Origin of the sequence: Streptomyces sp. NBC_01669 (assembly GCF_026339735.1) — a bacterium.
Classification (GTDB): Bacteria; Actinomycetota; Actinomycetes; order Streptomycetales; family Streptomycetaceae; genus Streptomyces; species Streptomyces yanii.
This window is the reverse complement of record NZ_JAPEQG010000001.1, coordinates 2,149,189-2,168,808: the sequence shown is the minus strand read 5'-3', so window position 1 is coordinate 2,168,808 and position 19,620 is coordinate 2,149,189. Positions and strand designations below refer to the sequence as shown.

Below are 19,620 nucleotides of genomic sequence, written 5' to 3'. Positions count from 1 at the left end.
GCAACAGCACCTCAGGAGGACGTTGTGGCGCGGCCCACCATGGCTCAGGACATAGAACGCCAGGTCAAGGAGCTGATCCTGGAACGCAGACTCGGCCCCGGCGACGCGCTGCCCACCGAGGCCGAGCTGATGGAGATGTTCGGGGTCGGGCGTGTCTCCGTGCGCGAGGCCCTGAAGGCACTCCAGGCCGTCAATGTCGTGGAGATCCGCCGCGGCTTCGGCATGTTCGTCGGCTCGCTCTCCCTCTCGCCGTTCGTCGAGGCGCTCGCCTTCCGCGCGGCCGTCCGGCACCGCCGGGGGGAGCCCGGGCTCGCCGAGCTGATGAAGGTGCGGGAGGCGCTGGAGGCGGGGCTGGTCGGAGCCGTCACGGCCGGCATGCCGGAAGAGGATCTGGCCGTGCTGCACGGGCTCGTGGCGAAGATGGAGGCCGAGGCGCGCACCGGACGTGTCGCGCGCTCCACCGACCGCGCGTTCCACCTCGCGCTGTACTCCTCGCTCGACAACCACCTGCTGAGCGAGGTGCTGGACGCGTTCTGGGCGGCCATGGACCGGGTGCGCGAGGATCTCGACGACGGCCACCAGGACCCCGGGGTCACCTGCGCCCAGCACCGCGAGATCGTCGCGGCTGTCGCGGCGGCCGACGGGGAACGGGCGGTGCGGGCGATGCGCACACATTTCGACGGCATCCGCACCCGCCTCGAACGCTGACCGGAGTCGAGCCCGCCGGGCACATCGCGTCCGGCGGGCAGAGTCAAGCACTCCGGGCGCGTACGCCCGGTGGGGCGAAATGAAGCACGCCGGGCACATCGCGCCCGGCAGGGTGCGATCGGGCCGGTCCGGCAATGGAGGCGGAGCCGAGCCGAAGGCCGCGCAACCCCGTCACCGGGCACACCTCACGCCGAGGCGGCGCTCCCCATCACGGCGGCAACCGCCATCCGCACGGCCCGCCCCGTCACCGCCACCGCGTCGTCCCCCGACTCGATCGCCGTCGTGGCGGCATTGACGATCCCCTGGAGCAGTACCGCCGTACGCCGCGGATCGTCATCCCCCAGCTCCGCCAGCGCACCTGTCAGCGGAGTGAGCAGCTCCCGGTGCGCCTGCGCCGCGCTCTCCCTCACCACGGCCGCATCCCGGACCCCGGCCAGCGCCTGGGCGATCCGGTGCTCGCCGCTGCGCACCAGCTCCAGTTGCGACGTCACATACGCGGCGATCTTCTGCTCCGGCGTGGCGGCCGCCGACATGCCCGCCCTGATGGCGGACGTCCAGCGCGGCATCGCGTCCTCGACGACCGCGGCGAGCAGTTCGGGGCGGCCGGGGAAGTACTTGTAGACGCTGTTGCGGGCGAGGCCCGTGGCCTTGGCGACCGCGGTGAAGGTCACCGCTTCCGCGTCGCCGCCCTCCAGCAGTGCACGTGCCGCCCGCACCAGGGCCAGCCGCTGCTGGGCGTGGTGCTCGGCGACCGTGGCGGCGCTGATCTTGGGCACCGGCCCAGTCTAGAAGGCCGACCGGCCGTCAGGGGACCCACTTGGCGACGGTGCGTCGCCATCATCTATCTTGGCGACGCACCGTCCCTAACATCGATCCTCGAAGGGAACCGCCGTGTTCCTCGCACTGCTGGAGCTGCGCGCAGCCCGTGGCCGCTTTCTGCTCATGGGGTCCGTCGTGGTGCTCGTCGCCGCACTCGTCGGCATCGTCTCCGGCTTCACCACCGGCCTCGGCGACGACACCGTTTCGGCCCTGCGCCGCCTCCCGGCCTCGCACCTGGTGTTCTCCTCCGACGCCCGGTCCGACCAATTCGCCCGTAGCCTCCTCGACGACCGGGCGGCGGCCGCCTGGCACCAGGAAGCCGACGCCGACACGACCCCCCTGGGCGTCTCCATCACCCGCGGCACGACGGACCGCGGCGCCGAGGTCGACCTCGCCGCCTTCGGCGTCGAACCCGGCTCCTTCCTCGCCCCGTCCGTCACCGCGGGCCGGGGTCTCGACCGCGCCGCCGCCGACAGCATCGTGATCTCCGCCAAGCTCGCCGACGAGGGGGTACGGGTCGGGGATACCCTCGTCATCGACCGGCTCGGCATCCGACTGCACGTCACCGGCCTCACCGACCGTTCCAGTTACGGGCATGTTCCGGCTGCCTACGTCCCGTTGACCACCTGGCAGCGCATCCGCTTCAGCACCCCGGGCGCCCCGGCCTCCGCCACCGCCACGATCCCCGACCAGTTCAGCGCCCTGGCCGTACGCGACTCCGGCGGCGGCTCGTTCGCCGCCCTCGACCAGCGGCTCTCCACCACGACGCTCACCAAGGAGAAGGCGTACGAGGCGGCCCCCGGCTACACCGGCGAGCGCGTCACGATGAACTCGATCCAGGTCTTCCTCTACCTGATCGCCCCGCTTGTCGTCGGCGCGTTCTTCGCGGTGTGGACCGTGCAGCGCCGACCCGAACTGGCCCTGCTCCGCGCTCTCGGTGCCTCCCGCAGGAGGCTGCTCGCCCACACCGTGCTCCAGGCCGCGCTGGTCGTCGTCCTCGGTACCGCGGCGGGCGCCGTCCTCGCCGCAGCCGTCGGGCTGCTGGTCGGTGAGCAGGTGCCGTTCAGTCTGCCCACCGCCACGCTCGCCGTCACCATGTGCACCGTGGCCGCCGTCGGCCTCGCGGGCACCGCCCTGACCCTGCGCCGGGTCACCACCGCCGACCCACTGACCATGCTGGGAGCCAACCGATGAGCCTCGAACTGACCGGCGTCACCGTCGAATTCGGTCGCGCCGACGCCCGGACCACCGTCCTCGACGGCCTCGACGTCACCTTCGAGCCCGGCTGTACGACCGCGCTCGTCGGCCCGTCCGGATCAGGCAAGTCCACCCTGCTTGCCGTCGCGGGCGCCCTGCTGCGGCCCACCGCCGGCCAGGTCCTGCTGGACGGCGAGGACCTGGCGACCCGCACCGACGCACAGCGTGCGGCGGTCCGCCGCGAACGGATCGGCTACATGTTCCAGAGCGGCAATCTGCTTTCCGGGCTGCCCGCCGTCGAACAGCTCCTGGCCGCCGTGTACATCAGCGGCAGGCGCCCTCGCGCGTACCGTGCCCGCGCCGAGGAAGCGCTGACCGAGGTCGGCCTCGGCCACCGCCTGCGCCACCGCCCGGAAGAGCTCTCCGGCGGCGAACGCCAGCGCGTCGCCCTGGCCCGCGCGCTGTTCCTCGCGCCGAAGCTGCTGCTGGTCGACGAACCGACCGCGGCCGTCGACCGCTCACAGGCGGGCGAACTGGCCGCTCTCCTCGCCGACCGCACCCGCCGGGACCGGTGCGTCACCGTCGTCGCGACCCATGATCCGGTGGTGGCGGAGGCGGCCGACCGGATCGTCGACATGGCGGAGCTGACCGGTGCGGCGCGGGCGCCGGTGTCCGGAGGCCGCTGAAGGAGCACCCGCGTACGTGCTGCCCGGGACGGGGCCGTGCGTACGCGGGTGCCGCCACCTATCCGACGGGCGTGACCGTCACCGTCCGGCTTCCCGAAGCCCGCTTCCCGTCCGTCTGGTAGGTGGCTGTCAGAGTGGCGCTCCCTGAGGCGCCCGCCGCGACCGTGACCGGCACCTTGACGTCGGCTCCCTGGCCCGGCCTGAGGGCGGGCACCGTCACCTGCCGCGTCGTCCAGCCGCCGGGCACGGTCAGGTCGAGCGTGCCCTGGCTGCGCCGTCCGTTCATCCTGTTGACGACCCGGACCGTCACCTCCGCGCCGGTGCCTGCCGTCAGGGCCGCGGGCGGAGTGAGCGTGATGTCCGCGCAGGTCCCGGCCAGCCACTTCAGATCGAACGACGCGTACGTGATGTGCTGGTAGTCGGCGCGCTCGTACAGCAGCCCCACCCGGCCGTCCGGCAGTCGCGTCAGCGTCGAGTAGGCGGCGGCGCCCGGATCGACGACCTTCCTGATCGGCCAGGTCTTCCCGTTGTCGCAGGACATCTTCACCGTGAGGTTGCGCCGCGCCGAAGTGTCCTCGGTGTTGCTGAACAGCAGCCAGGACGACTGCGGGTTCGACGCCGGGGCTCCGGGGTTGTAGCGGATGACGGACGCGTTGTTCGCCGGGTCGACCAGGTTGGTGTCCTGGGTGAACGGGGTGTAGTTGACGCCGCCGTCGGTGGAGTAGGCGATCGTGCGGTAGGGCCTGGACCGGTTGTTGAGCATGACCGTGCCGTCGGACAGTTCGACGGTCTTGTTCTCGTCGCCGCCCGGACCGACGGGGTTGCCCATGTTCCAGGTCTCGCCGTGGTCGTCGCTGTACGCACTGACCGCGTAGTTGGCGCCGTTGTTGCGGATCGCGTACTGCTGGATCAGCCGGCCCCTGTACGTGCCGTGCCGCAGCTGGATGCCCTCGCCGGAAGCCGCGAACATGCCTGCCCAGGCAGGGTTCTTGATCTGCTTGGTGATGCGGCGGTGGGTCCACGTCACACCGTCGTCGTCCGAGTAGCTGTAGTCGGCCTGCAGGATGTTCGGGTCGGTCTCGTCATTGCCCGTGCCGGAGCCGAAGAAGCCCTGGTTCACCGAACCCGCGTAGAAGAGGAAGATCCGGCCGGTCGTCCGGTCGGTGAGCAGGCTCGGGTCGCCGTAGCCGTTGGGCGCCGCCTCCTTGCGGACCACCTGCTGTGCCTGCCAGGTGACGCCGCCGTCGGTGCTGCGGCGCAGCACGATGCCGATATGGCTCGGCAGGTCGCCGAGGGTGGGGCGGGCGTCGTAGGCGGCGAGCAGGGTGCCCCTGACCGAGGTGGTGAGGGCGGGGATGCGGTAGTGGGGCGAGCCCACCCCCGCGACGGTCAGGTCCTGGGAGGTCAGTTCGCCTGCGGCGGGGGCCGCCGCGCCGTGCGCGGTGCCGGTGGTGGTCAGCACCATCAGGGCGGCGGACAGCAGGGCGACGGAGACTCTGCGCTGCATGAACGATTCCTCTTCTCGGTGGGGGGCGGGCGGTCCATTCGGCCGTTCGCCCCGCGAACAGGGAGGGCACCGCGCAGTCCGCGGGCGAGTGACCCGTCCATGGCATGGAGGAGCCGTCGCGGGGTGGTGTGGGGTGTGGCGTACTGCGCGCCAGGATCAGAGCCAGACAGAAGACGTCTGATGTCCTGTTGGCACACGGACCCTAGGCATCGCCGCGGCACTCGTCAAGGGTCCGCCGGGCCAGGTCCTGCGAGCGGCAGGGCCTGGCTCCGTTCCCCGGTGGGCGTCGGCGCCCCGGTCAGTCCACGGCTGCCGCGTCGCGGGCGCGGGCCTCCGAGATCCGCCGCCTGACCGGCGCGTAGTGCTCGCCCAGCGCCTTCGTGAACCCGTCGATGTCACCGGCCCGCGCGGCGTCCACGATGTTCTGGTGGGCGGCGATCGTCGCCGTCTCGTCGGCATGCGTGAATCCGTCGAGATGCGGCGCGACGATCGCGTACACGTCCCAGAAGGCCATCGACAGCTGGCCGATCAGCTGATTGCCGAGCGGTGCCACCAGCAGTGCGTGGAACGCCCGGTCGGCTTCCACGAAGCCGTTCCCCTCCTGCGCCCCGGTCGCGCGCATGGTGGCCACCAGGCCTTCCAGCGAGTCGAGCTGCTCCGGGGTCAGCAGCGAGACGATCCGGTCGGCCATCCCGCGTTCGAAGAGCTCGCGTACGTCGACGAGGTCGGCCATCACCTGGAAGTCGTCGTCGGGGGAGAGCAGCCCGCGGAAGGTCAGGCTCTCCACCAGGGCGGACAGGCTCAGCCGGCCGACGTATGTGCCGTGCCCGTGGCGGACCTCGACGATGTCCAGCGCATTGAGGATCTTGACGGCCTCGCGGACGCTGGAACGGCTGGCGCCGAGCGCCTCGCACAGGGCCGGCTCGGTGGGCAGCGGGTCCCCGGGGCGGAGTCGCTCTTCGAGGATGTAGCGCTTGATGCCCTCGACGACTTCCTGCCGGAGCAGCTGCCGGCCGGGCCTCGTACCGGACATATGTGAACTCCCCACCTCTTGACCCCTCTCCATTGTCAAGCTACGTTCCCACGCTATCAAGGCATCAGACATCTGACGTCTTATGCTTCGGGCTTCGCGATCCTGCTTCCGCCCTCGTTCTTTCCCGCCCTTCCGTCCCACCCCCGACGTCCCTGGAGGACCCGTGCCCGAGCTGAGATCAGCCGGTGTCGAGCGCCGCACCTTCCTGCGTTACACCACTGCTGTCGGTGCGGCAGCAGCCATCACGGCGAGCCTTTCCGCATGCGGCGGACCGACTTCGACCACCGACGGTTCGTCGGGCAAGGGCGGCGGCAGCGGCCTCATCGAAGCCGGTCTCTCCTACCCCCTGTCGACCGGCTTCGACCCGATGATCACCTCGGGCGCGACTCCGTACGCCGCCAACATGCACATCTTCGAAGGCCTTGTGGATCTCGACCCGGCAACGCTCGTGGCCCGCCCCGCGCTCGCCACCGAGATGCCGAAGAAGATCAACGCCACGACCTACCGGGCCACGCTCCGCAAGGGCGCCACCTTCCACGACGGATCGCCGGTCACCGCCGACGACGTGGTGTTCAGCTTCGAACGCATCCTGGACCCGAAGAACGCCTCACTCATGGCGCAGTTCGTGCCGTTCATCGACACGGTCGAGGCCGTCGACGCGGGCACGGTCGAGTTCAAGCTCAAGTACGCCTTCGCGCTCTTCCCGTCCCGTATCGCCGTGGCCCGGATCGTCCCGAGGAAGATCGTCGAGCCCGACCCCAAGGCGTTCGACGCCAAGCCGGTCGGCTCCGGGCCGTACGCGTTCGTCTCGGCCACCCGCGAGGACAAGATCGTCTTCGAGGCCTACGACAAGTACAACGGCCCGCACCCGGCCAAGGCCAAGAAGATGATCTGGCGCCTGATGTCGGACCAGTCGGCGCGCGTCAGCGCCATGGAGTCCGGCCGGATCCAGGCCATCGAGGACGTCCCGTACATCGACGTGAAGCGGCTCTCCGGCTCCACGAAGACCGAGTCGGTGCAGTCCTTCGGGCTGCTCTTCCTGATGTTCAACACTGCCGACAAGCGGTTCGCCGACAAGCGGGTGCGCCAGGCGCTGCACTACGCCCTGGACACCGAGAAGATCATCTCCACCGCGATGGTCGGCAACGCCGCTGCGGCCACGGGCTATGTCCCGGCCACCCACCCCGACTACCACAAGGCCGCCACCGTCTACACGCACGACGTGGCCAGGGCGAAGAAGCTGCTCGCCGACGCGGGCGTCAAGGACCTGTCCTTCACGGTGCTCACGACCGACACCGGCTGGGTCAAGGACATCGCTCCCCTGCTGAAGGAGAGCTGGGAGGCGGCGGGCGTCGAGGTCACGCTCGACATCGCGCAGTCGCCCGCCCAGTACGCCAAGATCGACAAGGGCGGCTTCGACGTCCTCGTCGCCCCCGGCGACCCGTCCGTCTTCGGCAACGACGCCGACCTGCTGCTGCGCTGGTTCTACTACGGCTTCTGGCCGGAGAGCCGGTACGGCTGGGGCAAGTCCGCCGCGTACAAGCAGGTCAAGCAGCTCCTCGACAAGGCCGCCCAGGCAGTTGACGAGACGAAGCGCAAGGAGCTGTGGGGCCAGGTCACCGACCTCGTCGCCGACGAGGCCGCGCTCTACCCGATCCTGCACCGGAAGCTGCCCACCGCCTGGAACGAGAAGGCCCTGCCCGGCTTCAAGCCGCTGCCCACCACGGGCCTGTCGTTCCTGGACGTCAGCCGCGCCTGACCGCGCGACGCCCGACCGGGCCGGCGGGGGATACGCCGCGCCCGTCTTCCGCCGCCGTGCATCCGTCCGACGGACATCCGGCGACGGAACCCCCACGCCTGATCACCCGGTGCAGAACCACCGCACCCGATCACCCGGTCCGGTCCACCCCAGCCAGGTGGACCGGACGCGGCCGACCAACCACAAGGAACCCGACGATGGTTGCTTTTCTCCGGCTCGCGCTGCGCCGCGTCGCGATGATGCCGGTGATGATCCTCGGCATCGCGCTGCTCGTCTTCGTGGTGCTGCAGTTCTCGCCGGTCGACCCGGCCTTCAACGCGCTCGGGGAGAGCGCCACCCCCGAGGCCCGTGCGGCCTTCGCCGCGGCCAACGGGCTGGACGACCCGCTGCCCGTGCGGTACTTCCACTTCCTCGGACAGCTGCTCCACTTCGACCTCGGGATGACCGTCCCGCCGAGCCAGCCCGTCTTCGACCGGATCACCGCCGCCTTCCCGCTTACCGTGCAGCTGACGTTCCTCGGGCTGATCCTCGCCGTCGTCCTCGCCGTCCTGTTCGGTGTGACCGGCGCGATGTACCGGGACCGCTGGCCCGACCAGCTGTTCCGGGTGCTGTCCATGGCCGGGGTCGCCATCCCGTCCTTCTGGCTCGGGGTGCTGCTCATCCAGCAGTTCGCACTGAACACGCCGGTCTTCCCGACCGGCGGATACACCAACCCCGCCGACTCCTTCAGCGGCTGGCTCACCACCATGGCGCTGCCCGCGATCTCGCTCGCACTCCCGGTGTCCGCCTCGCTCGCCCGTCTCGTACGGACGGCGATGGTCGCCGAACTCGACCGTGACTACGTCCGTACCGCCCGCGGCAACGGACTTCCGCCGCTCCTGGTCATCCGTTCGGTGCTGCGCAACGCGCTCGTCACCCCGCTGACCGTGCTCGGCATCAAGGTCGGCTACCTGCTCAGCGGCGCCGTCGTCATCGAAGCGATCTTCGACCTGCCGGGCATGGGCAAGCTCATCCTCGAAGGTGTCACCGGCGGCGATGTCGCCCTGGTCCAGGGCACCGTACTGACCATCGCCATCGCGTTCCTGGTGGTCAACGTCATCGTCGACCTGCTCTATCTGCTGGTCAATCCGCGCATCAGGACGGTGTGACATGTTCGCCACGGGCCGACTGGCCAACAGACTGTCCCGACCGGGCATCGCGTTCCGCGCCCTTCCGGTCACCTCCCGCATCGCGCTCGGCGTGCTGCTCGTCGTCATCCTCGGCGCCGTCCTCGCCCCGCTGGTCACCCAGGACCCGCTGACCACCGGGACCCCGGTGCAAGCGCCCAGCGGCGCCCACTGGTTCGGAACCGACCGGGCCGGCCGCGACGTCTTCGCCCGGGTCGTGCACGGCTCCCGCTATTCACTGATCATCGGACTCGGTGCGACCGCCGTCGCCCTGGCCGCCGGCGCCGTCCTCGGTTCGCTCGCCGCGACCTCCCGCAGGCTCGGCGACGAGTCCGTCATGCGCACCCTCGACGTCGTGATGTCGTTCCCGCCGATCGCACTGGCCGCCGTCCTCGTGGCGGTCTTCGGCACCAGCATTCCGGTGATCATCTTCACCATCGCGTTCGTCTACACCCCGTCGCTGGCCCGCGTGGTCCGCGCCAATGTGCTGTCCCAGTACGGCGAGGACTACGTCGCCGCCGAGAAGGTCATCGGCGCCCGCCGCGGCTACATCGTGCTCCGTCATGTCGCCGTCAACTGCATGGCCCCCGTCATGGTGTTCGCCACCGTCATGGTCGCCGAGGCGATCATCTTCGAGGCGAGCCTCTCCTTCATCGGCGCCGGAGTGCAGGACCCCGACCCCAGCTGGGGCAGCGTCCTCGCCTACGGCCGGCAGATTCTCCTGGCCGGCGGCTGGTGGGCCACCTTCTTCCCCGGCCTCGCGCTGCTGATCACCGTCCTCGCGCTCAACATCCTCTCCGAGGGGCTCACCGACGCCTCCGCCGCGCCGAAGAGCGCCCGCGCCGCCACCGACCCCACCACGGCCACGGCCCCCGACCCCGTCGAGGCCGCATCCACCGTGGACATCGACGCCGCCCTCACCAAGCTCGCGAACCGCGTCAACGCCACCGAGCCCACCATCACTGCGGTACGTGAGGACGCCGCCGAACTCCTCGTCGTACGCGACCTCGCGATCCGCTTCCCCGACCGCTACGGCGCCATCCCCGTCGTCGACCGACTCGACCTCACCGTCCACGAGGGGGAGACCCTCGGCCTGGTCGGTGAGTCCGGCTGCGGCAAGTCCATCACCAGCCTCGCCGTGATGGGGCTCCTCGCCCGCAACGCCGAGGTCAGCGGCGAGATCCTGTACCGCGGCCGGGACCTGCTGAAACTCCCGCCGAAGGAACGCCGCGCCCTGATGGGCCCCGAGATCGCGATGGTCTACCAGGACGCGCTCTCCTCCCTCAACCCGTCCGTACTCGTCGGCACCCAGCTGAAGCAGCTCACCTCGCGCGGCGGCACGAAAACCCCCGCCGAACTCCTCGAACTGGTCGGCCTCGCCCCTGAACGCACCCTGCGCAGCTACCCGCACGAGCTCTCCGGCGGCCAGCGCCAGCGTGTCCTGATCGCCATGGCCCTGTCCCGCAGTCCGCGTCTGCTCATCGCGGACGAGCCGACCACCGCCCTCGACGTCACCGTCCAGGCCCAGGTCGTCGAACTCCTCGTCCGGCTCCGCGACGAGCTCGGCTTCGCCATGGTCCTCGTCTCGCACGACCTCGCGCTCGTCGGCGACCTCTCGCACCGTGTCGCCGTGATGTACGCGGGCCGCCTCGCCGAGATCGGCGCCACCCGCTCCGTGCTCACCGATCCCACCCACCACTACAGCCGTGGCCTCCTGGGCTCGGTCGTCTCCCTGGAAGCGGGCGCCGGCCGGCTGCACCAGATCCGTGGCATCGTCCCCGGCCCGCAGGGCTTCGGCGAGGGCTGCCGCTTCGCCTCGCGCTGCGCCGCAGCCACCGAGCTGTGCCGCACCACCACCCCCGGTCTCACGCGGCGTGGCACCACGAACGACCACGGCTTCGCCTGCCACCACCCGGCGCAGGCCGTACTGCTGGAAGGGAGCGCCCTGTGATCAGGCTCGACGGCGTCCACGTACGCCACAAGGCCCGCAGCGGCGGGGTGTTCCGCCGCGACGCGGTGTATGCCCTCACCGACGCCACCCTGGAGGTGGGGCGCGGTGAGATCGTCGGCCTGGTCGGCGAGTCCGGCTGCGGCAAGTCCACCCTCGCCCGGGTGCTGACCGGACTGCAGAAGCCCACCGAGGGCCAGGTCCACTTCCACGGCAGTGACCTGTGGGAGATGTCCGCCGCCCGGCGCCGCGATGAATTCGGCTCCGCCGTCGGCGTCGTCTTCCAGGACCCGTCCACCGCCCTCAACCCGCGGCTCACGATCCGCCAGATTCTGCGCGACCCCCTCGACGTGCACCGGCGCGGTACGCGTGAGGAGCGCGAGGCACGCGTCGAGGAGCTGCTCGACCTGGTCGGGCTGCCCGGCCACACCCTTGCCGCCCTGCCCGGACAGCTCTCCGGCGGCCAGCGTCAACGTGTCGCCATCGCCCGCGCGCTCGCGCTCGAACCGGAGCTGATCGTCGCGGACGAGCCGACCTCCGCCCTCGACGTCTCCGTCCGCGCCCAGGTCCTCAACCTCCTCGTCGACCTGCGTGAACGCCTGGGCCTCGGCATGGTGTTCATCTCGCACGACATCCAGACCGTGCGCTACCTCGCCGACCGCATCGCTGTCCTCTATCTCGGCCGCATCGTCGAGGAGGGGCGCGCGGCGGATGTAGCGGGCGCCCCCGCGCACCCGTACACCGAGGCACTGCTCTCCGCGACCCCCAGCCTGCTGGAGACCACCGAACGGATCGTGCTGACCGGCCCCGTGCCCTCGGCCACCAACCCGCCGTCCGGCTGCCCGTTCCGCACCCGCTGCTGGAAGGCGGACGACGCGTGCGCCACGGTCTTTCCCGCCCTGACCCCCGGCAGCGGCGAGCACCGCTGGCACTGCGTCCATCCCCAGACCCCCGCGTCCCCCACCGGGGCACCGGCTCCCGTACCGTCCGCAAGGAGCACCACATGACCGCCCGAACCTTCCGCCGCACCGGAGTGATCCCGCCCGTCGTCACCCCGCTCACCGCGGACGGCGAGATCGACCGGCCCTCCCTGGAGCGGGTCGTCGGCCATCTGCTGGACGGCGGGGTCAGCGGACTGTTCGCCCTCGGCAGCTCGGGCGAGACGGCCTATCTGACGCCCGGGCAGCAGGACGAGGTCATCAAGGTCATCACGGCCGCGGCCGCCGGACAGGTCCCGGTCCTCGTCGGTGCGATCGAGACCACCACCAACCGCGCCATCGAACGGGCCCGCGTCGCCGCGGCGCTCGGAGCCGAGGCGGTCGTCGTCACCGCGCCGTTCTACACCCGCACGCATGACACCGAGATCGACCGGCACTTCCGTGACGTCGCCGCCGCCCTCGACCTGCCGGTCCTCGCGTACGACGTGCCGGTCTGTGTCCACAGCAAGCTCGGTCCGGAACTCCTGCTGGAGCTCGCCGCGGACGGTGTGCTGGCCGGAGTGAAGGACTCCAGCGGTGACGACGGCTCGTTCCGCCGGCTCGCCCTCGGCGCTCGCGACCTGCCCGGGTTCTCCGTGCTCACCGGCCATGAGCTGGTCGTCGACGCGATGATGCTCGCCGGCGCCGACGGCTCCGTTCCCGGGCTCGGCAATGTCGACCCGCACGGGTACGTACGTCTTCACGAGGCCGCGGTACGGGGTGACTGGGCCACCGCCAAAGCCGAACAGGACCGCCTTGTCGACCTGTTCGACATCATTCGCGCGGCCCGCCCCGGCACGGCCTCCGCCACCGCCGCCGGCCTCGGTGCGTTCAAGACGGCGCTGATGCTGCGCGGCGTCATCACCACCAATGTGATGAGCCCGCCGATGCGCCGCCTGGACGCCGCGGAGACCGCGAGGATCGCCGCGTGCCTGGACCGCGCCGGGCTGGCCCACCTCTGACGGGCCGTCCCTACGGAAACAGGTCCGGCAGGACAGCGGAAGCCGTCCTGCCGGACCTGTCTGCGATCCAGCCGTTACGTCACCTCTGCCCGGCGCGGGCGCGACGCATCAGCACCGTGCCGCCGAGCAGCAGGGCGACACTCGCTCCGGCCGCCAGGCCGAGGTCGGCGGCCCCGGTGTGGGCCAGCTGCGAGTCGGGGAAGTTCGGGGAGCGCGGCACGGTCGTATCGGTGACGGGCACCGTGGTGGTCGGGGGAACGGTGGTGGGGGGCGGCACGGTGGTGGTGGGGGGCACCGTGACGGGGGGAACGGTGACGGGCGGCACCGTGACGGGAGGCACTGTGATGGGGGGAACGGTGACGGGAGGCACTGTGATGGGGGGAACGGTGACGGGAGGCACTGTGATGGGGGGAACGGTGACGGGAGGCACTGTGATGGGGGGAACGGTGACGGGAGGCACTGTGACGGGAGGCACCGTGGTGGGCGGCTCGGTCGTTGACGACCGGTCCCCGTTGGCGCACCCGTTGCCGGACGCGGGGTTCAGCGCACCGACGACATCGACGGAGTTGCCGCAGGCATTGACCGGGATATCGACGGGAGCCTGGATCAGGTTCCCCGACAGCACACCGGGGGAGTCGCTGGCTGAACCCTCGGCGCTCGCGCCCCGGGTCCCGTCGTCGCCCCGACCGCTGTCGGTGTTCTCGCACTCATTGCCGAAGGCCGGGTTCAGCAGCCCGACCACATTGACCGTGTTGCCGCAGAGGTTGACGGGAACGTGCACCGGCACCTGCACGGCATTGCCGGAGCCGACCCCCGGCGAATTGGCGGACGCCCCGTCGGCCGAGGCATCCGCGAACGCGTAGCCGCCGGCCGCGGTCAGGATTCCTGACGCCGCCGCCATGACGATCATGCTTTTACTCAAGGCTTTACGCATTGGTTGCCCTTTCTTAGGACATCGTGCGCGGGCGAAATGCCCGCATTTCTCTCACTAGGCGGTGGCAGTAACCGGCAGGGGCTGCCGCCCCGACGGTTCTCCATGTCCGTGGTCGACAAGCAGTGGTCACGTCGAGGCGGAATCGGCGAATCCGTGCCGGACACGCTCCGAAAGTGCGCTTGTCGAAGTCGTAACGATGGGGAATTGGTGAAGGAAACTCGAAAGTCCACGGGAATTGTGTGACCACCCGGACGGATGACGCATGCATGTTCGTCAATCCGTTGTTCAGGCGGAATTGCGGGTTTCCTGACGCACCCTCGTACGGGTGTCCGTGGCGTCCTGTCATTCGAGTGAATGGAGAGAACCAAACGTCCTGCGCCGAGTTGGGCAGGGCGCCCCGACACGGGGCGTCAAGTACGAGAAGGGTTAATCGTGATCAAGAAGGTTCTGGCTACGGGTGCCGTCGCCGCCTCCATTGTCGGTATCTCGGCAACGCTCGCTCCGCAGGCGATGGCCATCGGCAACGACACCGGCACCACGTCGGTCAACGGCAACGGCACCTCGCAGTCCTTCGGCAACTCCGAGACCCGTGGTGACTGGAGCCCGCAGTTCGGTCTGGTCCAGGGCAGCCTGAACAAGCCCTGCGTCGGCCTCCCGGCCAAGGTCAACGCCGGTTCGCTCCTCGGTGTCGTCCCGATCGCGGTCCAGGACGTCAACGTCCTGTCCTCGCCGCAGAACCAGCAGTGCACGGAGAACTCCACCCAGGCCAAGGGTGACGAGCCCCTGTCGCACATCCTGGACAACATCCCGGTGCTCTCCGGCAACGGCGCTTCGAACAGCTGATCCAGCCGCACCGAACTGGCCCGGGCCGCCGGCGTTCCTCCCCTGCGCGGCCCGGGCCTGCTGCTGCCCGTCGCTCCCTCGGTGCATCGGAGATGCCGGATGATTCCGGCGGTGGCGCCGGGCGATCGGGGTATTGCGTCATTCGGGCGGATTTCCGCGAATTCTCTCCTTGAAGAGTTTCGCGCACGGTCTTACATCGTTACGAATTACAGTGGCGGAGTTACGAGCGATCAGGACTGCGCTCGTGCGGCACGAAAGTCGTGGCCGCTCCGGACTCCGTCAAAGAAAGGGATGAAAGTGAAGTACACCAAGGTTGCCGCTATCGCCGCCGGAACGCTGATGGCGATCGGTGCCGCTACGCCCGCCTTCGCCGACTCCGGTGCCGATGGTTCCGCTCTCAACTCCCCGGGCCTGCTTTCCGGCAACGTCATCCAGGCTCCGATTCACATTCCGGTCAATGCCTGCGGCAACGCCCTGAGCGTGATCGGCCTGCTCAACCCGGCCTTCGGCAACGCTTGCGCCAACAGCTGACCGCTGTCGGCCGAGCCCCGTGCTCATTGCCGGTTCGCCCCGGATCGCATCTCCTGCGATCCGGGGCGTTCCTCTTTTCTGCGTTCTCCGTTCCGGAGGTACGCGGCACTGCCCGGGTGCGGCGGAACGGCCGGAGACATTCCACCGGCCCGGGGCGCGGAGCGCCGGCGGCTGGAGGCTGACACCCGGACAGCTGCGCAGAACGGAGCACCTGACAGTGCACCACTGATTCCGGCCCCGGAACCCCGAAAACACTCGTTCCGGTGATTAGTCATGCAATCGATCGAGTGGCCAGACAGAAAAAGGAGACCGCGCAGTTTCCCGGCCGGAACCGGATCGTTACCCAGGGCGAAAGCGGCAGAGGTCACAGGCAAAGAAGGCTTGTGCGGCGCGGGGACGCGACCGAAGCAGATGCCGCCGCAGAAGGGAACCCGAAAAGTGAAGTACGCGAAGACAGCTGCGTTCGTTGCCGGTTCCGTGGTTGCTCTCGGAACGGCTGCTCCCGCCTTCGCCGTTACCACCGTCACGGCCCCCGTTTTCAGCCTCGACGGCGGCGTCAACCAGGTGCTGGAGGCGGCGCCGCAGGGTGTCGACCCGATCGTCGACACCGTCAGCGGCGCCACCGACTCGGTGCAGAGGAAGGGCACCGTCACCAAGGTCGCCGGTCAGGCGGCCGGTGCGGCCCAGGGCGCTGCGCCGCTCCTCGGTGGCGTGCCCCTCGGCGGCTGATCCGTCGCAAGGCGGAAGTTCCCCCGCCCATGGGCAGCATTCGCATTTCTCCGCCGTCGATGCGGCGTATATCCGTGAATTTGCATGGCTGTAGCACCGTTCGGGTGAATTGCCACAACTGAACCCGCCGCTGCGAGTTGATCAGGGCGCTCCGGACAGGCGGGCAACAGAGATTCCAGAAGGGCTATTTCGTGATCAAGAAGATTATGGCTTCGGCAGCCGTTGCTGCTTCGGTCGTCGGCGTCTCCGCCGCGATCGCCCCGCAGGCGATGGCCATCGGGAACGACATCGGCACCACGTCCTACAACGGCAACGGTACCGCGCAGTCGTTCGGCAATTCCGCCACCGCTGGTGACTGGAGCCCGCAGTTCGCGCTTCTCCAGGGCTCGCTCAACAAGCCCTGCGTCGCCCTGCCGGCCAAGGCCAACGTCGGTTCGCTCGTCGGCGGCGTCCCGGTCGCGGTCCAGGACGTCAACGTCCTGTCCTCGCCGCAGAACCAGCAGTGCACGGAGAACTCCACCCAGGCCAAGGGCGACGAGGCCCTGTCGCACATCCTGGACGACGTCCCGGTCCTGTCCGGCAACGGCACCACCAACGGCTGAGCCGTACCGTTCCGGACGCTCCTCGCCGGGGCCTCGACGATTCCCCGGATGCTTCGCAGGGCGCGCCGAGTCCGCCTTTCCGCAGCGCGTGACACAGAACCCGCAACACCCGTGGGGCCAGTCCGTCCACGCGGCAGCCGATTCCCGGCGGCCCGGACGCGCTGGCCCTTCGTCCTGTCGCCGGGCGGCCGCCCGAACCCCTCGTTGGAGGGGTGTACTGGGCCGGTTGCCGCAGTTGCGGCGGCCGTCACCCGTCGAACCGGGTACAGGCGTCCCATGGACCAGTACGACAGCCAACGCCCGTGGGGCCGGCACCGGCACACGGAGGACGACACCCCGATCTACGACCGCCTGCTCGCCGAATGGCAGGCGGCCCGGCGGGACCGGGACCGGGCATCGCGTCCCGCGCTCGGTCCGCCCAGCGCGGACGGACTCGTGCCCGCTGCTCGCACCTCCTGCGAGGACCTCGGTGAATGACCTCGAAGCGTCGAACTCAAGCCGGATGGAACCCATTTGAGTGGTACTGCGGAACCGACGCTTCCGCAACCGGTTGATCAGTACGTTCCACAACGGGACGCTCTGAAAGGTGAAGCTTGATGAAGAAGATGATGGCCGGAGCAGCAGTGGCCGTGTCCCTGGTCGGTCTGTCGGCCGCCGCGGCCCCCGCGGCGATGGCGATCGGCAACGACCAGGGCACCACGTCGGTCAACGGCAACAATGGTCAGCAGGCGTTCGGCAACAGCGTCACCCAGGGCGACCACAGTCCGCAGGCGCAGCTCGTCCAGGGCTCGCTGAACAAGGCGTGCGTCGGCCTGCCGGCCAAGGCCAATGCCGGTTCGCTCGTCGGCGTGCTGGTGCCCGTCGCGGTCCAGGACGTCAACGTCCTGGACTCGCCGCAGAATCAGCAGTGCGCCGAGAACTCCACGCAGGCCAAGGGTGACGAGGCGCTGTCGCACATCGCGGACGACATCCCGGTGCTGTCGGGCAACGGCTCCCTCAACAGCTGACACCTCGTGATGTACGGGCGGCCGGGGCCGAGCCCCGGACCGCCCGCACTCACGTGTCCGTACGGGGCCGCACGCGCCGATGCCCACCATTCCACGGGGGGTGGTGGGCATCGGGCGTACCCGGGCGTACGGGTCAGCCCAAAGAACGCACCGGCAGGACGCAGTGGGCGGAGGTCATGATGACCTCCTCGTCGCCGGCGAAGGAACGCAGCAGCTCCTCGCTCACGGGGCGGCCGGGCACCGCTTCCGGCCACGGCCGGGTGGCGAACATCGCGTACGCCTCGCCCTGCTCGTGGGCCGCGGCCAGCCACTGCGGCGGTACGGGGTACTGCGCGGTGAAGTGAGGAAGCGTCAGCACCGCCTGGCCGGCCTGGACAAGGAGCTTGACCGGGAGGCCCGGTGTCTCGGCGGCGCGTACGAGACCGGCGCCAACCGGCAGTCCGCTGCGCTGCAGGGCCACACGCAGGGCGGCCTCACCGGCGGCCGGGCCGTCCGACCCGTCGCCCAGCGAGTAGACGAGCAGGAAGGCGACATCGTGTCCGCCCTCGGGGTGTTCGCCACTCCACCCGATCAGGGAGAGAGTGCCCAACTGGGCTGGTGTGAACGTGCCGATGGCGGTCCGGGGCGAGGTCATGCTCGGCACCCTAACGCCCGCGGAACGGTCGTTGTGCATGCGTATCACCTGATCGAGGGAGATCTACGGATGTCTCCCACGTGAGTGCCGGACCGGGCCGGCCGCGCGCCCTCCGCGCACATCCCCCGGACGGCCGGATCAAAATGTGTTGACGCCGTCGGGCGGTCCCGGGCTATGGTGTGCAGCGTTCCGGACGGCGGGCATGAACCGCCGGTGTTGGACCCGTGCTTGGACCAGGAGGTGAGGACATTGATGACTGTCGCCGCGGTGGGCGCTGCCCACAACCCGAAGAGCATCGTTCTCACTCCCGTGGTCGCCGGCTGACCTTCTCCGTAACTTCTGCGCGCCCGTGTGCGCGTCGCCGGGGCCACCCTTTGAAGGGTTTCCCTTGTCTTTCTCCTCGCTTTCCCCGCTTTCCTCCCTCGTCGGCCCCTCCGCTTCGCATCCGCTGGCACCGTACGGCTGGGACGACGACTGGGCCGCCGAGTTCGCTCCCCACGCCGAACAGGGGCTGCTGCCCGGACGGGTGGTGCGGGTGGACCGCGGTCAGTGCGATGTCGTCACCCCCGACGGCACCGTGCGCGCCGACACCGCGTTCGTGGTGCCGCGCGACCCGATGCGGATCGTCTGCACGGGTGACTGGGTCGCCGTCGACCCCGAAGGTGATCCGCAGTTCGTACGGACGCTGTTGCCGCGGCGTACCGCCTTCGTGCGCTCGACGTCGTCGAAGCGGTCCGAGGGACAGGTCCTCGCCACCAACGTCGACCACATCGCCATCTGCGTCTCGCTCGCCGTGGAGCTCGACCTGGGGCGGGTGGAACGCTTTCTGGCGCTCGCCATGTCCAGCTCCAGCGGTGACGCACTGCTGCGGGACGGGGCGTCCGCTCAGGACGGCGCCGCTCAGCCGCTGGTGGTGCTGACCAAGGCGGACCTGGTGCCGGACGCCGCCACGCTGGCGTACCTCGTCCAGGACATCGAGACCGTCGCCCCCGGTGTGCAGGTGCTGCCCGTCAGCTCCGCCACCGGGGAGGGGCTCGACGTGCTCGGCGCCATCGTCTCCGGCGGTACGAGTGTGCTGCTCGGGGTGTCCGGCGCGGGTAAGTCCACACTTGCCAACGCCCTGCTCGGCGACGACGTGATGGCTGTGCAGGCAGCCCGTGACGTCGACGGCAAGGGGCGGCACACCACCACGACCCGCAACCTGCTGGTCCTGCCTTCCGGGGGTGTCCTGATCGACACCCCCGGTCTGCGCGGGGTCGGCCTCTGGGACGCGGAGGCGGGTGTCGGGCAGGTGTTCTCGGACGTGGAGGAACTGGCCCGGGAGTGCCGCTTCCACGACTGCAACCATGAGTCCGAGCCCGGCTGCGCAGTACTCGCCGGCATCGAGGACGGCGCGCTGCCCGAGCGGCGCCTGGACAGCTACCGCAAGCTGCTCCGCGAGAACCAGCGCATCGTCGCCAAGACCGATGCCCGGGTACGGTCCGAGATCCGCCGCGACTGGAAGCGCAAGGGGGCCGAGGGCCGGGCGGCCATGGACGCCAAGCGGGGCCGGCTGCGGTAGCGCACGGGGCGGGTCCA

20 protein-coding genes are annotated in these 19,620 nt (G+C 70.0%); 15 read left to right on the top strand and 5 right to left on the bottom strand.

Annotation, left to right across the window (positions count from 1 at the left end):
- The first annotated feature begins 24 nt into the window (after positions 1-24).
- Complete coding sequence (locus tag OG972_RS09455; RefSeq protein ID WP_266980051.1) at positions 25-708, top strand: FadR/GntR family transcriptional regulator; 684 nt, start codon at positions 25-27, stop codon at positions 706-708.
- A gap of 185 nt (positions 709-893) precedes the next feature.
- Here OG972_RS09455 and OG972_RS09450 read toward each other — a convergent pair whose 3' ends face one another.
- Positions 894-1,484 (bottom strand): TetR/AcrR family transcriptional regulator, encoded by a 591-nt coding sequence (locus OG972_RS09450; protein WP_266980050.1) that lies wholly within the window; start codon positions 1,482-1,484, stop codon positions 894-896.
- 115 nt (positions 1,485-1,599) lie between these two features.
- Between OG972_RS09450 and OG972_RS09445 the strand changes: the two genes are divergently transcribed.
- Both OG972_RS09445 and OG972_RS09440 read left to right on the top strand, forming a co-directional pair.
- On the top strand, positions 1,600-2,721 hold the full coding sequence (locus tag OG972_RS09445) for an ABC transporter permease (protein WP_266980048.1): 1,122 nt from the start codon (positions 1,600-1,602) through the stop codon (positions 2,719-2,721).
- Complete coding sequence (locus OG972_RS09440) at positions 2,718-3,410, top strand: ABC transporter ATP-binding protein (protein ID WP_266980047.1); 693 nt, start codon at positions 2,718-2,720, stop codon at positions 3,408-3,410. Before OG972_RS09445 ends, OG972_RS09440 begins: the two co-directional genes overlap by 4 nt.
- Positions 3,411-3,468: 58 nt before the next feature.
- On the opposite strand, the gene OG972_RS09435 is transcribed toward OG972_RS09440, so the two are convergent.
- Together OG972_RS09435 and OG972_RS09430 are read right to left on the bottom strand one after the other, a co-directional pair.
- The gene (locus OG972_RS09435; protein ID WP_266980046.1) at positions 3,469-4,917 is read right to left on the bottom strand and encodes an exo-alpha-sialidase; all 1,449 of its coding nucleotides are present in this window, start codon (positions 4,915-4,917) and stop codon (positions 3,469-3,471) included.
- 298 nt (positions 4,918-5,215) lie between these two features.
- Positions 5,216-5,950, bottom strand: a complete 735-nt coding sequence (locus OG972_RS09430) for a FadR/GntR family transcriptional regulator (RefSeq protein WP_266980045.1) — start codon at positions 5,948-5,950, stop codon at positions 5,216-5,218.
- Between the two features lie 163 nt (positions 5,951-6,113).
- Here OG972_RS09430 and OG972_RS09425 point away from each other — a divergent pair, with 163 nt between their 5' ends.
- From OG972_RS09425 to OG972_RS09405, 5 genes are all read left to right on the top strand, one after another.
- Positions 6,114-7,709 (top strand): ABC transporter substrate-binding protein, encoded by a 1,596-nt coding sequence (locus OG972_RS09425; RefSeq protein ID WP_266980044.1) that lies wholly within the window; start codon positions 6,114-6,116, stop codon positions 7,707-7,709.
- 197 nt (positions 7,710-7,906) lie between these two features.
- Positions 7,907-8,857, top strand: a complete 951-nt coding sequence (locus OG972_RS09420; protein ID WP_266980042.1) for an ABC transporter permease — start codon at positions 7,907-7,909, stop codon at positions 8,855-8,857.
- 1 nt (position 8,858) lies between these two features.
- Positions 8,859-10,826, top strand: a complete 1,968-nt coding sequence (locus tag OG972_RS09415; protein ID WP_266980040.1) for a dipeptide/oligopeptide/nickel ABC transporter permease/ATP-binding protein — start codon at positions 8,859-8,861, stop codon at positions 10,824-10,826.
- On the top strand, positions 10,823-11,830 hold the full coding sequence (locus tag OG972_RS09410; protein ID WP_266980038.1) for an ABC transporter ATP-binding protein: 1,008 nt from the start codon (positions 10,823-10,825) through the stop codon (positions 11,828-11,830). Before OG972_RS09415 ends, OG972_RS09410 begins: the two co-directional genes overlap by 4 nt.
- Entirely contained in the window at positions 11,827-12,762 is a 936-nt protein-coding gene (locus tag OG972_RS09405; protein WP_266980036.1) for a dihydrodipicolinate synthase family protein, read from the top strand. The genes OG972_RS09410 and OG972_RS09405 overlap by 4 nt, the downstream gene beginning before the upstream one ends.
- Before the next feature lie 79 nt (positions 12,763-12,841).
- Here the strand turns inward: OG972_RS09405 and OG972_RS49225 are convergent, their stop codons facing one another.
- A complete protein-coding gene (locus OG972_RS49225) occupies positions 12,842-13,672 on the bottom strand; it encodes a chaplin (protein ID WP_323135860.1) in 831 nt (276 codons plus the stop codon).
- Positions 13,673-14,128: 456 nt separating this feature from the next.
- Between OG972_RS49225 and OG972_RS09390 the strand changes: the two genes are divergently transcribed.
- The 6 genes from OG972_RS09390 (at position 14,129) to OG972_RS09365 (ending at position 17,408) form a co-directional block, all read left to right on the top strand.
- Entirely contained in the window at positions 14,129-14,539 is a 411-nt protein-coding gene (locus OG972_RS09390) for a rodlin (protein WP_266980035.1), read from the top strand.
- A 297-nt stretch (positions 14,540-14,836) separates the two neighbouring features.
- The gene (locus OG972_RS09385; RefSeq protein WP_323135859.1) at positions 14,837-15,070 is read left to right on the top strand and encodes a chaplin; all 234 of its coding nucleotides are present in this window, start codon (positions 14,837-14,839) and stop codon (positions 15,068-15,070) included.
- Positions 15,071-15,508: 438 nt separating this feature from the next.
- Entirely contained in the window at positions 15,509-15,799 is a 291-nt protein-coding gene (locus OG972_RS09380; protein WP_266980034.1) for a hypothetical protein, read from the top strand.
- Positions 15,800-15,990: 191 nt separating this feature from the next.
- Positions 15,991-16,401 carry a rodlin gene (locus OG972_RS09375; protein WP_266980032.1) on the top strand — a complete coding sequence of 137 codons (411 nt, stop codon included), beginning with the start codon at positions 15,991-15,993 and terminating at the stop codon, positions 16,399-16,401.
- Between the two features lie 276 nt (positions 16,402-16,677).
- Complete coding sequence (locus OG972_RS09370; RefSeq protein WP_266980030.1) at positions 16,678-16,878, top strand: hypothetical protein; 201 nt, start codon at positions 16,678-16,680, stop codon at positions 16,876-16,878.
- Between the two features lie 119 nt (positions 16,879-16,997).
- The gene (locus OG972_RS09365) at positions 16,998-17,408 is read left to right on the top strand and encodes a rodlin (RefSeq protein ID WP_323135858.1); all 411 of its coding nucleotides are present in this window, start codon (positions 16,998-17,000) and stop codon (positions 17,406-17,408) included.
- 133 nt (positions 17,409-17,541) lie between these two features.
- Here the strand turns inward: OG972_RS09365 and OG972_RS09360 are convergent, their stop codons facing one another.
- Entirely contained in the window at positions 17,542-18,042 is a 501-nt protein-coding gene (locus tag OG972_RS09360) for a DUF5949 family protein (RefSeq protein WP_266980026.1), read from the bottom strand.
- 388 nt (positions 18,043-18,430) lie between these two features.
- Between OG972_RS09360 and rsgA the strand changes: the two genes are divergently transcribed.
- Entirely contained in the window at positions 18,431-19,603 is a 1,173-nt protein-coding gene (gene rsgA, locus OG972_RS09355; protein ID WP_266980024.1) for a ribosome small subunit-dependent GTPase A, read from the top strand.
- Positions 19,604-19,620: the final 17 nt, after the last annotated feature.